Raw genomic sequence first — 12,865 nt, forward strand, 5'->3', positions numbered from 1 at the left:
GGGGTCAGCCCAGGACGGGGAAGTTGCTGCGGAGGACGCCGCGCGGGTCGCGGTCGCGCTTGACCTGCTGGAGCCGGGCCAGCGCCTCGGGCCTGAAGGCCGTCGCGGCGGTGTCGCCGGGGGAGAGGTAGGTGAAGGGCTTGCGTCCGCTGACGTACGGGGCGACGGACTGCACCAGCGCCTCCTGGCGGGCGGCGATCTCGGCCCCGCGCTCCGGCGAGAACGGCACCCCGAACATGGACAGGGTGTACGGCTCGGTCAGCGGGCCCTGCGGGTTCTCCGTCGGGGCGGCGAAGGCGCCTCCCAGGTGGCGGATGTGCACACCGACGAGCGGGTCGATCGGCTCCGCGAGGAGGGCCGCCGCCACCTTGTCGTCCAGGTCGGTCAGGAGCTCGGCGCGGGTCGCGCTGGGACCGGGCTCGGTCGGCTCGCCGGTGATCTCGCCCAGCTGGGCCACCGGCAGCACGCCCCGGGTGTCGGTGGTGGCGCCCTCGATCCCGTCGAGCGCGCGCAGCAGCGCCCGGCCCTCGGCCTCCTCGCCGAGGAAGGTGCTGTCCACGGTGACGAGCGAGGGACCGTTCGGGATCTGGAGGAGGTTGATCCAGGCGGTCAGCTCGTCCGGCGCGTTCGCGGTGATCCTGCGGAAGGCGTCCAGGACGCGCGGCGCCTGGCTGCCGTGCCAGACCACCCGGCCGCCGAAGAGGGCGGGCGCCGGGTGCAGGTCGTACTCGATGGCCGTGACCAGGGCGTAGTCGCCGCCACCGCCGCGCAGCGCCCAGAAGAGCTCGGCGTCGGAGTAGGCGGTCACCCGGGCCCGGTCGCCGTCGGCGGTGACCACGTCGAAGGCGGTGACGCTGTCGGCGGCCCAGCCGTACTTGCGCCCGAACCAGCTGAGCCCGCCGCCCAGGGTGTAGCCGACCACGCTGACCAGCGGGGAGCTGCCCGGCAGCCCGGTCAGACCGAGCGGCCCCGCCACGGCCTGGACCTGACCGCCCAGGACGCCCGCGCCGACGCGCGCGGTACGGGCGGCGGCGTCCACGCGCAGCTCGTCGAGCTTGCCGGTGCGCAGCAGGATCACGCCCTCCACGTCACCGCTGGCGCCCCGGCCGCCGGCCTGGGGCGCGACGACGAGCCCGGCCGCCGACGCGTACCGCACCACGGCCGCGACGTCGTCGGCGTCGGCCGCCTCGACGACCGCCGACACGGGCTGCTGGACGGAGAGGTTCCACGGCTGTCGTGCCTGGTCGAAGTCGTCGTCACCGGTCAGCAGGACACGGCCGCGCACCTGTGACCGCAGTTCGGCGAGAGCGCTCGTCGTCATGGTTCTTTCCCTACTTCCTCGTTCCGCGTGTGCCCCCGGAACCGCACCGGCCGGCTTTCGCGATCACTTCCCTGACGGAATCGAACGGGGAAATGTGACGGGGCGGAGGAGGCGGAGGGGGAGCGGGAGGAGGGGAAGAGGGGCGCGCGGGACCCTTCGGGAGGGTCCCGCGCGCAGGGTGCCGGGTGCCGGGGCCTGGCCGTGGGCTAGAGCGCCGCCGGCCCGTCCTCGCCGTCCTCGCCGTCCCTGCCGTCTTCGCCGGCCTGCGGGACGGGCGGGGCGAGGGGCCGCAGCCAGAGCCAGCCCAGGAAGAACAGGCCGAGGGCGAGCATGCCGAGGCCGGTCCAGAGGTTGATGTTGACGCCCTGGGCCTTGTCGAGGTCGGCGTCGGAGGCCGTCAGCCCGGCTATGGTGACGATCACTCCGTACAGGGTGAAGAGCCCGCCGATGATCCGGCGGATGTCGAAGAGCCGGGCCGCCGTGGCGGACTTCTTCTCCAGCTCGGAGACTTCGCGTTGCAGTTCAGACATGGTCCTGGCCTCCGATCAGAGCGAGTAGGGCACGTAGCAGAGCGCGGCGAGGACCACCGCTCCCCAGCCGAGCAGCGCGGGCTTGCGGTACCAGGCGCCGTCGCCCTCGCCGGGCGCTTCCTCAAGGCCGGGTGAGACCGTCCCGTACACCAGGCCGGCCAGTTCGGCTTCGGGCTTGGGGGCGGTGAAGAGCGTCACCACGACCATGGTGATCGCGCCGGCGGCGAAGCCGACGATCGCGGAGACGAAGTTGGCACCCTGGTCGGTGGGGATGGAGACGACGCCCTGCTTGTAGATCCAGAAGTAGTTGACCATCGCGGCGGTGGTGCCGGCGACCAGCCCCCACACGCCGGACTTCATGGACGCGCGCTTCCAGAACATCCCGATGACGAAGACCACGAACATCGGCACGTTGAAGAAGGAGAACAGCGTCTGGAGGTACCCCATGATGTTGGAGAAGCTGGACGCGATGAACGCGGTGCCGATCGAGGCCAGCACGCCGATGGCCGTGATCAGCCGCCCGAAGCGCAGGTAGTACGCGTCCGGCCGGTCCTTCTTCACGTACTTGGACCAGATGTCGTAGGTGAAGACGGTGTTGAACGACGACACGTTGGCCGCCATGCCCGCCATGAAGGCGGCGAGCAGACCGGTGACGGCGATCCCGAGCACACCGTTGGGCAGCAGCTCCTGCATCAGATACGGGATGGCGTCGTTGTACGTCAGGTCGGAGCCCGGGGTGCCGATCTTCGGCACCAGGGCGGCGGCGACCAGGCCCGGGATCATCACCAGGAAGACGATGAACATCTTCGGGAAGGCGGCGATCAGCGGGGTGCGCCGGGCCGCGCTGAGGTTCTTCGCGGACAGCGCGCGCTGGACCTCGGCGAAGTTGGTGGTCCAGTAGCCGAAGGAGAGCACGAAGCCGAGGCCGAGGATGATCGTCAGCCAGTTGGCGCCGAGCGGGTTGCTCTGCCCGATGCCGGTGCCGCCCCAGGCGGTGAGGTAGTTGTGGCCGTGCGCGGGCTCCAGGTCGTCGCTGAGCGCGCCCCAGCCGCCGACGCGCTTGAGGCCGAGGACGACCAGCGGGATGAGCGCGGCGAGGATCACGAAGAACTGGAGGACTTCGTTGTAGATCGCGGAGGAGAGTCCGCCGACGGTGATGTACGCGAGGACGAAGAGCCCGGCCACCACGATGGCCACCCACTGCGGCCAGCCGAGCAGCGCCTCCACGACGATCGACAGGGCGTAGAGGTTCACGCCCGCGATGAGGATCGCGGCGAAGGCGAAGAGAGCCGAGCTGAGCAGGTGCGCGGAGGCGTCGAACCGCTGGAGCAGGAACTCCGGCACGGACCGGACCTTCGAGCGGTAGTAGAACGGCATCATCACCAGGCCGAGGAAGACCATGGCCGGGATGGCGCCGATCCAGTACCAGTGCACGACCGCCACCCCGTACTGGGCGCCGGTGGCGGCCATCCCGAGGATCTCGGTCGCGCCGAGGTTGGCGGCGACGAAGGCGAGCCCGGTCACCCAGGCGGGCAGCGACCGCCCGGAGAGGAAGAAGTCGAGGCTGGTCTTCACACTCGCCCGGGCGGCGAAGCCGATGCCCAGAACGACGACGAAGTAGATCGCCAGAATCGTGTAGTCGAGCCCGTTGGTGGGGAGCCGGAGCCCTGCGGCCAGAGATTGCATACGTACCCGCTTCGTCGAGCGAACTGATCGGAACGGAACCTACGCCTCACCGGCGAGAAACTGAACACTTTTGTTGGAAGTTTTTGTTTGATTGTGGTGGAGGCTGGGGGTGTGGGGTGTGCTTGACCGCCCCCGGCCGCTCGCGGCGGTGTTCCGGATCCCTTCTGGTCGTGTCATCGTGAGGCTCACCGTTGGCTGGTCCGGGCCAGGTGGGGGGTCGTGGATGCGTGGGGCGGCTGTGTTGCCGGGGGCCGGTGGGTGTGGAGACGGGGGCGAGGTGCCGCCGTTGCATCGGCTGGAGGTGCCGATGCCCAACGCGCTGCCGTTCGCCATGGGCACCTTCGACACCATCGGCGCGATGTCCCGCGCAGACTTCCCCCACCGGCACACCTTCTACGAGATCGTGCACATCACCGGCGGCACCGGCGCCCATGTGCTCGACCTCGCCCGGTTCCCGCTGCGCCCACCGCATCTGTGCGTCATCGCCCCCGGGCAGGTCCACCAATGGGAGTGCGCGGCCGGGCCCGAGGGGTGGGTGATCCTCTTCACCGAGGACTTCCTGCTCGACCACCCCGACGACCGCGCCCTGCTGCGCGGCCTCGGCCCCCGCCCCTGGCTGGAGCTGGACCGGGAGGCCGAGAGCTGGGCCTCCTCGCTGGTGGGGGAGATGTACGAGGAGTACCGGACGGGGGCCGAGGGGTTTCACGGGGTGCTGCGCGCGCTGCTGCACGTCCTGCTCGTCCGGGCCGCGCGACTGCCCGCGACCCCCGTCGCTCAGGACGTCGCCCGCGCGAACGGTGTCGCGGGCCGGTTCGCCGCCCTGGTGGCGCGCGCCGACGACCTGCCGTCGTCCGTACGCGCGTGCGCGGACCGGATCGGCGTGTCCGTGGGGTATCTGACCGAGGCCGTGAAGGAGGCCACCGGCCGCACACCCGGTGAGCTCATCCGCCAGGCCCGCACTCACGAGGCCAAACGGCTCCTCCTGCACACGGAGTTGACGGTACGTCAGGTCGCCGACCGGGTCGGGTTCACCGATCCCGCTTACTTCTGCCGCTTCTTCCGCCGGGAGACCGGCGCCAGCCCCGGCGACTTCCGGCGCGGCGGCGGAGATTATCACCACGACCACCGCATCGCGTCCATCGCCCGAACCCGATCGTCCGCCTAGCGTCGTAGCCGTCCCCCACCTCCCCCCAAGGAGCAGCCATGGATGGCGAGAGCGACGCGACACGACGTGACGAGAACCGGCCCGCAGAGGCCGATGGACGGTCCCGGCCCAGCCGCAAGACCGTACTGCGGGCAGCGCTCGCGGCCTCCGTGGCCGTGCCCGTGTCCCTGGCCGGGGTGCCCACGCTGGCCCGTGGCGCCGCCGGCACCGCCCCCCGGCTCACCCCGGCGTGCGACGACGGCGACCACCCCACCCCGGAACAGACGGAGGGCCCCTACTTCAAACCGAACTCCCCCGAGCGCACCTCGCTCCTGGAGCCCGGCACCCCCGGCACCCGCCTCACGGTCACCGGGTACGTCTTCGGCCGGGCCTGCCTGCCGCTGTCCCGCGTTCTGCTCGACTTCTGGCAGGCCGACACCAACGGCGCCTACGACAACACAGGCTTCCGCCTCCGCGGGCACCAGTACACCGACGCCCGGGGAGCGTTCACCCTCACCACGATCGTGCCGGGCCTCTACCCCGGCCGCACCCGCCACATCCACGTGAAGGCGCAGGCGCCCGGCCGGCGGGTGCTCACCACCCAGCTCTACTTCCCCGGCGAGCCGCGCAACAACACCGACTCGCTCTTCGACGCACGGCTGCTGATGACCGTTCGGGACGCGGGCGGCGCGAAGGAGGCGGCGTTCGACTTCGTCCTGGACGTGGCCCAGTCGCCGTCGCCGTCGCCGTCACCGACCCCCACGCCCACCGGCCCACCCCCCGGAACCACCTGGTCCGTCGGCACTGCCTACCGCTCGGGCGATCGCGCCGCCTACGGCGGACGCGGCTACGTCTGTCTCCAGGCACACACCGCCCAGCCGGGCTGGGAGCCGCCGAACGTGCCCGCGCTGTGGCGGGCGGAGTAGACACTTCCCTTACCGACCCACCGTGTTGGCGTGAATCCACGGGACAAGGCGAACGGGCAGGAGCACTTATGTGGAATGTCGAAGGGAGAAAGCGCGGCGGGCTGAAACCGAAAGGGGTGCCGGTGAAGGCGATATCGCGAAGAATTCTCCCCCGGCGCGCTTTTCCGCGCAGGGCGCGAGTCCGTTCGGCGCATTGAGTGCGTTGAGGTCGTGGACTGTTCACAGTCCGCGTAGGCCTCGCCGTGCTCCGAGTCGGAGCGTTCCGTTCGCGCCGGTCCTGATGACAGACTGCGATCATGACTACGGAGACGATCCACGCGGCGGCCGCGGGCACCTGGAAACTCGGTGACCTGTCGGTCAACCGCCTGGGATTCGGCGCGATGCGCCTCACCGGGAGCGCCGCGTTCGACCTCGGTACGCCGAGCGACCGCGAGCGCTCCCTCGCCGTGCTGCGGCGCGCGGTCGAACTCGGTGTCAACCACATCGACACCGCGGCTTTCTACTTCTCCCGGCTCCGTTCCGCCAACGAACTCATCAACCGGGCGCTCGCGCCCTATCGGGACGATCTGGTCATCGCCACCAAGGTCGGCCCGGGGCGCGACGCGTCCGGCGCCTGGCTGCCCTGGGCCACCCCGGAACACCTGCGCGGCCAGGTCGAGGAGAACCTGCGCCAGCTCGGCCGCGACCACCTCGACGTGGTCAACCTGCGCCTGAACGGGCCCGGTTCGCTCGCCGAGCACTTCGGCGCCCTGGCCGAGCTGCGCGAGGCCGGCCTCATCCGCCACCTGGGCATCTCCAACATCGGCCCCGAGCACCTGGCGGAGGCCCAGGCGATCGCGCCCGTGGTCTGTGTGCAGAACCGGTACGGCCTGGACAGCAGGCGGACGGGCTCCGGCGAGGTGCTGCGGCTCTGCGGCGAGCAGGGCATCGCGTTCGTCCCGTTCTTCGCCATCGCGGGCGAAGGCCGCGAGAGCGGCGCCGGGCAGGCGGCCGGCGCGGAGAGCGAGGCGGTCCTCGCGGTCGCCCGCGCGCACGGCGCGACATCCGCGCAGGTCCGTCTCGCCTGGACGCTCCGGCAGGGCGAGCACGTGCTGGCCATCCCCGGCACGGGCAACCCGGACCACCTGGTGGAGAACGTGGCCGCCGGCGGGCTCCGGCTCACCGACGAGGAGGCGGCCCTGCTGGAGACGCCGTCGGAGCCGTCCGCCTAGATGTCCGAAATGGACGGCGGGCGCCCGGTTTCGCTCCTATGTCGTCAATCTATTCATTGGGAATGATAAAGGGGCTTAGCTTTTCTTTTGCGCGCCGCCAACGCCCGTTCATTCTTCTGGGGAACGCGCAGGAATCCCTCTCCAAGGCCGCGGAAGAAGTGAAGTGGGTCACTTCGGGCCCCGGTGCGCGCGCGAGGGTGATGCGCTCATTCCGTTGCGTGGAAGGCGAGTTGGGGATACGGGGAGAAGGGCGCTCGTATCCCCGGCACCGATGGATCTTTCTCTCCGATGCCGGAATGAATTCACGCTCTTGTTTCCGCCGGGCCCATTCGATTACGGTCTCGCTCAAATCCGGATGGACCGCCGAATCCTGCCGCTGTCCGGAAACCTCCCACACACGAAAAGGCAGGAGCGGGGGACCCAGGTAGTCGCCGGATCCGGAGGACGGAACGGCTCGGGGTGAAGCCGCGTGCAGCGCGGCCGGGCAGCCCTCGCCCGAACCCGACAGCTCACCTCGCAGGCGAAGGAGAGGAATTCGCCATGCCTGCAAAGGGTAAGCACCGCCGCCCCAAGTCCAGCAGCCTGACCCGGGGCATCGCCGCCGCGGGCACGGGCGGCGCCGCGCTCATCATTCCGGTGATCGGCGCGACGAGCGCCGGTGCCGCACCCTCGGCCGCCCCCCACGCCGCCGCCCCGAAGGCCGCTCCCGCCGTCGCCGCCAAGGGTGCCGTGTCCGCCAAGCCGATCGTGGCGCAGAAGGCAGGCGCGGCGAAGGCGGCCCCGACGACCTACTCCGTCGTCGCCGGGGACACGCTCTCCAAGATCGCCCAGGACCTCGACGTGAGCGGCGGCTGGAAGAGGCTCTACAAGGACAACCGCCAGGCGATCGGCGGCAACCCGGCGCTGATCCACCCCGGCCTCCAGCTGGCGGTGGGCAAGAAGGCGAAGGCCCCGTCCGCCGACCGCCCCGCCACCCCGGCCCGGGCCGACCGTTCGGCGCGGACGGGCACGCCGCCCCAGCAGGCGACCGCCGCCGTGGCGAAGACGTACGGCAACGATCTGGACGGCTGGATACGCCAGTCGCTGGACATCATGGCCCAGCACGGCATCCCCGGCTCCTACGACGGCATCTACCGCAACGTCATGCGCGAGTCGTCGGGCAACCCCTTCGCCATCAACAACTGGGACTCCAACGCCGTCGCGGGCACCCCCTCCAAGGGCCTCCTGCAGGTCATCGACCCCACCTTCCAGGCCTTCCACGTGCCCGGTACGTCGACGGACAGCTACGACCCCGTCGCCAACATCGTCGCCGCGTGCAACTACGCGGCGAAGACGTACGGCTCGATCGACAACGTCAACGGTCCGTACTGACGGAAGCCCGCCGACCGACAAAACCTCCCCGCCGCAAGCCGCTGGCAGCCGCCGGCAGCCGCCGGACCATCTGGTCCATCCAGGACCAGATGGTCTGTTACGGTGGCGTGACCAGGCTCAGGGGAGGACCGCATGCCACGCCCGACGCGCGCGGAACTCGACGCGGAGATCGTCGAGGCCGCCGCCGAGCTCTTCACCGCCCAGGGGTACCTCGGCACCTCCGTCCAGGAGATCGCGGACCGGGTCGGCTACTCGAAGACCGGGCTGCTGCACCGCTTCCCCTCCAAGGAACGACTGCTCGCCGCGACGCTCATCGGCCCCCTCACCGAGTTCGCCGCGCTCCGGGCCACCTGGGGCGCCCTGCCGCAGGGACCCGAGCGGCAGCTGCGGGCCTCGGCCGATCTCGTCGATCTGGCGCTGCGCCACCGCTCCCGGCTCGCCCTGCTCTTCAACTCCGGGCTGCCGGTGCTGCCCGGCGCCCTCGCCGGAGTGGAGGGCCTGGGGGATCTCGGTGACCACCGCACGGAGACCCTGGCCGCCTTCGCGGACGCGGACGACCTGGCGGGCACGGTCCGGGCGCAGCTGGCCGTGACCGGCCTGGTCAGCACCGTCGCCGCGCGCCAGGACCTGCCCGACGAGCTGCTGCGCGCCCCGCTCCTGAGCGCCTTCCGCGCCGCGTGCGGCATCTGCGCGCACCCCGTCCCCGAGGAGGGGGCCCCGTGCTGAAGGCGCGTGCCGCGGCGGGCCGGGCACTGCGGGGATGGTGCAAGTACGCCGTCGCCGTCGTGGTGCTGGCGGGACTGGCCGTGGCGGGGGACCGGGCCGCGGCCTCCTGGACGGAACACCGTACGGCCGACGCGTTCCAGAAGGCGCGGGGGCTCCCGTCCGCACCCCATGTGGAGGTGCACGGCTTCCCCGTACTGACCCAGTTGGCCGGGGGCACCCTCGACCGCGTCGACATCGAGGCCTCGGACATCCCCGCGGGCCGCGACGGCGGCAGGCTCCCCATCACCACCCTGAACGTCGAACTCGACCACCTCCGGCGCTCCTCCCACGCCTCCGAGGCACACGCCGCCTCCGCCAGGGCCACCGCCTTCGTGTCCTACCGGGACCTGTCCCGCGCACTCGGCATCGACATCGGCTACAGCCGGGACAGCACCAGGTCCGAGCCGCGCGTCGCGGCCACCGCCTCGCTGCCGCTCTTCGGGAAGGTCGGAGCCAGCGCGCGCGTGGAGACGGCGGGCGGCCGCACCCTGAAGCTGCGGTCCGTGAAGGCGGGCGACGACCTGCCCAAGGCGGTGCGCGGGATCGTCACCGGCATGCTGGAGCGCGAGATCGAGCTCGACGGGATTCCGGACGGCCTGGCGCTCACCTCCATCACCACGAGATCCGAAGGGCTCACCGCGACGCTCTCCGGCAAGGACGTCACCTTCCGTACGGACACCCGCGCCTGAGACACCGTCGGGCAACTGTCAGGTGACGAGATGTCATGAAGCCCGCGTCATACGGGCGTTGGGGGCTCCCGGTACACCCGTAGCGCGGGCACCTCGAACGACATCTCCGACACCTCGGGAGCGGGCCGCGGATGGAATCGGCCCGCGCTGACCGAGAGGTTGACGATGAGGTGGGCGTGCCAGCGGCGGCCCACCCCCTTGTGGTCGGCGAAGACCGGCGCGCCGTTCACCCACCAGGCCACCGAGCGGGCGCCGAACTCGACCCTCAGATCGAGGAGGGCGCCGGGGGCGACAGAGGGGTCGCGGTGGGAGTGGTGGGCGTCGCGGACGTGGTTGGTGAGTTCCAGCAGGTCGGGGTTGTCGGGGTGGTACTCGAACACGTCGACCTCCTGGCCGCCGTCCCGCCAGGTCCAGATCGCCGGCCAGGCCCCCTGCTCGCGGGGCAGCCGGACGCGGGCCTCCAACACGTCACCCGCGCGCACCAGGAAGTCCTCGTCGCTGCCCTCGGTGGTCAGCAGACCCGTGTTCCACAGCCCGTCGGCGCGGCGCCGCGCCCGGAACGTGCCGCCGCGGCCGTACTCGGCGTCGGGCACCAGATGGTCGAGCTTGTCGTCGCCGGGGTTGACGGGACCGCCGTCCGGATACGCCCAGGAGCGGCCCGCGACCCACTGCGCGGGAGAGGTGAAGTCGGCCGTGAGGACGGGGGACCGGGGGGCCTCGGGAAGCACGGTCACACTCTGGCACAGGCCGGGTGCGCACCGTGGCGTCTTCCCCACGTCGCCCCGCGTCTCCTCGCCGTACGCCGAAAGTATGCTTTACGTAAGCAAAGGCCCGGAGGGGCAGGATCGGGGCGTGTCCAGGGGTTTTCCCCGGGAGATCAGGGATTCCGCGGCACACGGATGAAAACTTCGGCATTTGCTGTACGCCACGGCCGACCCGTGCTACTGTTGATCTCAGTTGCAGTTGTGGTTCCCAAAGACTTCAAGTGCCTGGGCGGGCAATCTTCCGCCGGGCACTTTTGTATTTCCGGTGCTTTTTCCGGACGGGGTAATCATCGCGGCGACGCCGGGGTTCACACAGTGTGGACTCCAAGGGCAATGCCCCGAAGGAGATATGACATGGCTACTGGCACCGTGAAGTGGTTCAACTCGGAAAAGGGCTTCGGCTTCATCGAGCAGGAGGGTGGCGGCCCGGACGTGTTCGCCCACTACTCGAACATCGCCACCCAGGGCTTCCGTGAGCTTCAGGAAGGCCAGAAGGTGAACTTCGACGTCACGCAGGGCCAGAAGGGCCCGCAGGCGGAGAACATCACCCCCGCCTGAAGCCACTGAGGCACAGGTTTGACGCAGCTGGGGCCCGCACCTTGTGTACGGGCCCCAGCTCGTTGCTGTCTCCAGGACACGCGGCCGTACGGCCCGTGTCCCGCGCGGCGTGGACGGCACTCCACGACCCGCGGCACACCGGGCACCGCCCCACCGCCCCCGCCGGGACCATCCCTGCGGGCCGGCGCGCGGCAGGTATTCCGAGGCCCGGCGGCGGCCCGCGACGACGCGGCCGAACCGGGCTCGTTCCCGTCTTTTCTTTCGGCTCGTTCTTGCGATTCCCCGGCAGTGGTCTCCGCCGCGAATTCCTCGATACGTGCCCTATCGAGGAAGGTTCTGCATGAACCGCTCTGCTCGCACGAATGACCGCTCCTACGGCGCCCGCAACGGTTCTGGATCCGGTGGCGCCGAACGCGGCGGCGCCCGCTACCGCGCCCAGGCCCAGAACCGCTCCGCGGGCCGCAGCCGGCGCCCCGCCGCCCCGCAGGGCGAGTTCACCCTGCCCGTCAGCGTCACCCCGGCGCTGCCCGCCGCCGAGGCGTTCGCCGACCTGGACATGCCCGCCCCCCTGCTGGCGGCGCTCGCCGACCAGGGCGTGACGGAGCCGTTCCCCATCCAGGCCGCCACCCTGCCGAACTCCCTCGCGGGCCGTGACGTCCTCGGCCGGGGCCGCACCGGCTCCGGCAAGACCCTCGCCTTCGGCCTCGCGCTCCTGGCCCGTACCGCGGGCAAGCGCGCCGACTCCAAGCAGCCGCTGGCCCTGATCCTGGTCCCCACCCGCGAGCTCGCCCAGCAGGTCACCGACGCGCTCACCCCGTACGCCCGATCGCTCAGGCTGCGCCTGGCCACCGTCGTCGGCGGCATGTCGATCGGCCGGCAGGCCGGGGCGCTGCGCTCGGGCGCCGAGGTCGTGGTGGCCACCCCGGGTCGCCTCAAGGACCTCGTCGAGCGCCGCGACTGCCGTCTGGACCGGGTGGACATCACCGTGCTGGACGAGGCCGACCAGATGGCCGACATGGGCTTCATGCCGCAGGTCACCGAGCTGCTCGACCTGGTGCGCCCGGACGGGCAGCGGATGCTCTTCTCCGCCACCCTGGACCGCAACGTGGACCTGCTGGTGCGCCGCTACCTGAGCGACCCGGTGGTCCACTCCGTCGACCCCTCGGCGGCGGCGGTCACCACGATGGAGCACCACCTGCTGCACGTGCACGGCGCCGACAAGTACGCCACCGCCACGGAGATCGCCGCCCGCGAGGGCCGGGTGATCATGTTCCTGGACACCAAGCACGCGGTCGACCAGTTCACCAAGCACCTCATGAGCAGCGGTGTACGGGCCGCCGCGCTGCACGGCGGCAAGTCGCAGCCGCAGCGCACCCGCACCCTGGCCCAGTTCAAGGACGGGCAGGTCACCACGCTGGTGGCGACGAACGTGGCGGCGCGGGGCATCCACGTCGACGACCTCGACCTGGTCGTCAACGTCGATCCGCCCGCCGACCACAAGGACTACCTGCACCGGGGCGGCCGTACCGCCCGCGCGGGTGAGTCCGGCAGCGTCGTCACCCTGGTCACGCCCAACCAGCGGCGCGACATGACCCGGCTGATGGCGGACGCCGGCATCCGGCCGCAGATCACCCAGGTCCGCTCCGGTGAGGCCGAGCTGAACCGGATCACCGGCGCCAAGGCCCCGTCGGGCGTCCCGATCGGCAACGCGCCGGCGGCCGAGCGCCCCAGGCGCGGCGGAGCCCCGTTCCGGGGCATCGGCACCACCCCGGGCCGCCCCGGCCGCTCCGGCGGGGGCCGGCGGACCACCGAGGCCCAGCAGCTCGCCGAGGCCCGCAAGGCGGCCCGCGTACGCCGCTCCGCCTAGCCGAAACCGTACGCGGAACCGTACGCGGACGCC

At 71.2% G+C, this 12,865-nt stretch carries 12 protein-coding genes and 1 riboswitch; of the genes, 8 read left to right on the plus strand and 4 right to left on the minus strand.

Features of this window, described 5'->3' with window-relative positions; all coding sequences use genetic code 11:
* Window positions 1–4: 4 nt before the first annotated feature.
* The 3 genes from AC069K_RS08145 to AC069K_RS08155 all read right to left on the minus strand — a co-directional run bounded on the left by AC069K_RS08145 (window position 5) and on the right by AC069K_RS08155 (window position 3,537).
* Window positions 5–1,321, minus strand: coding sequence for an FAD-binding oxidoreductase (locus AC069K_RS08145; RefSeq protein WP_478613389.1), 1,317 nt, complete (start codon window positions 1,319–1,321; stop codon window positions 5–7).
* Between the two features lie 206 nt (window positions 1,322–1,527).
* Window positions 1,528–1,851 (minus strand): hypothetical protein, encoded by a 324-nt coding sequence (locus tag AC069K_RS08150; RefSeq protein ID WP_478613392.1) that lies wholly within the window; start codon window positions 1,849–1,851, stop codon window positions 1,528–1,530.
* Window positions 1,852–1,866: 15 nt separating this feature from the next.
* Complete coding sequence (locus AC069K_RS08155; RefSeq protein ID WP_478613395.1) at window positions 1,867–3,537, minus strand: sodium:solute symporter family protein; 1,671 nt, start codon at window positions 3,535–3,537, stop codon at window positions 1,867–1,869.
* A gap of 223 nt (window positions 3,538–3,760) precedes the next feature.
* Here AC069K_RS08155 and AC069K_RS08160 point away from each other — a divergent pair, with 223 nt between their 5' ends.
* From AC069K_RS08160 to AC069K_RS08185, 6 genes are all read left to right on the plus strand, one after another.
* Window positions 3,761–4,702: an AraC family transcriptional regulator gene (locus AC069K_RS08160; protein ID WP_478613398.1), complete on the plus strand. Its 942-nt coding sequence runs from the start codon at window positions 3,761–3,763 to the stop codon at window positions 4,700–4,702.
* A 38-nt stretch (window positions 4,703–4,740) separates the two neighbouring features.
* Window positions 4,741–5,607, plus strand: coding sequence for a dioxygenase family protein (locus tag AC069K_RS08165; protein ID WP_478613401.1), 867 nt, complete (start codon window positions 4,741–4,743; stop codon window positions 5,605–5,607).
* 296 nt (window positions 5,608–5,903) lie between these two features.
* Entirely contained in the window at window positions 5,904–6,818 is a 915-nt protein-coding gene (locus tag AC069K_RS08170) for an aldo/keto reductase (RefSeq protein ID WP_478613404.1), read from the plus strand.
* Between the two features lie 351 nt (window positions 6,819–7,169).
* Window positions 7,170–7,354, plus strand: a riboswitch (cyclic di-AMP (ydaO/yuaA leader).
* Between the two features lie 4 nt (window positions 7,355–7,358).
* Window positions 7,359–8,189 (plus strand): transglycosylase SLT domain-containing protein, encoded by an 831-nt coding sequence (locus tag AC069K_RS08175; RefSeq protein WP_478613407.1) that lies wholly within the window; start codon window positions 7,359–7,361, stop codon window positions 8,187–8,189.
* Window positions 8,190–8,321: 132 nt separating this feature from the next.
* Entirely contained in the window at window positions 8,322–8,915 is a 594-nt protein-coding gene (locus AC069K_RS08180; protein WP_365107720.1) for a TetR/AcrR family transcriptional regulator, read from the plus strand.
* Window positions 8,909–9,643 (plus strand): LmeA family phospholipid-binding protein, encoded by a 735-nt coding sequence (locus AC069K_RS08185; protein WP_478613411.1) that lies wholly within the window; start codon window positions 8,909–8,911, stop codon window positions 9,641–9,643. The genes AC069K_RS08180 and AC069K_RS08185 overlap by 7 nt, the downstream gene beginning before the upstream one ends.
* A 47-nt stretch (window positions 9,644–9,690) precedes the next feature.
* Here AC069K_RS08185 and AC069K_RS08190 read toward each other — a convergent pair whose 3' ends face one another.
* The gene (locus AC069K_RS08190; RefSeq protein WP_478613414.1) at window positions 9,691–10,371 is read right to left on the minus strand and encodes a LamG domain-containing protein; all 681 of its coding nucleotides are present in this window, start codon (window positions 10,369–10,371) and stop codon (window positions 9,691–9,693) included.
* A gap of 390 nt (window positions 10,372–10,761) precedes the next feature.
* Here AC069K_RS08190 and AC069K_RS08195 point away from each other — a divergent pair, with 390 nt between their 5' ends.
* Together AC069K_RS08195 and AC069K_RS08200 are read left to right on the plus strand one after the other, a co-directional pair.
* Window positions 10,762–10,965, plus strand: coding sequence for a cold-shock protein (locus tag AC069K_RS08195; protein WP_067161837.1), 204 nt, complete (start codon window positions 10,762–10,764; stop codon window positions 10,963–10,965).
* Between the two features lie 340 nt (window positions 10,966–11,305).
* Entirely contained in the window at window positions 11,306–12,832 is a 1,527-nt protein-coding gene (locus AC069K_RS08200; protein ID WP_478613419.1) for a DEAD/DEAH box helicase, read from the plus strand.
* The last annotated feature ends 33 nt before the right edge of the window (window positions 12,833–12,865 follow it).

It is taken from the genome of Streptomyces sp. NPDC043908 (assembly GCF_056435525.1).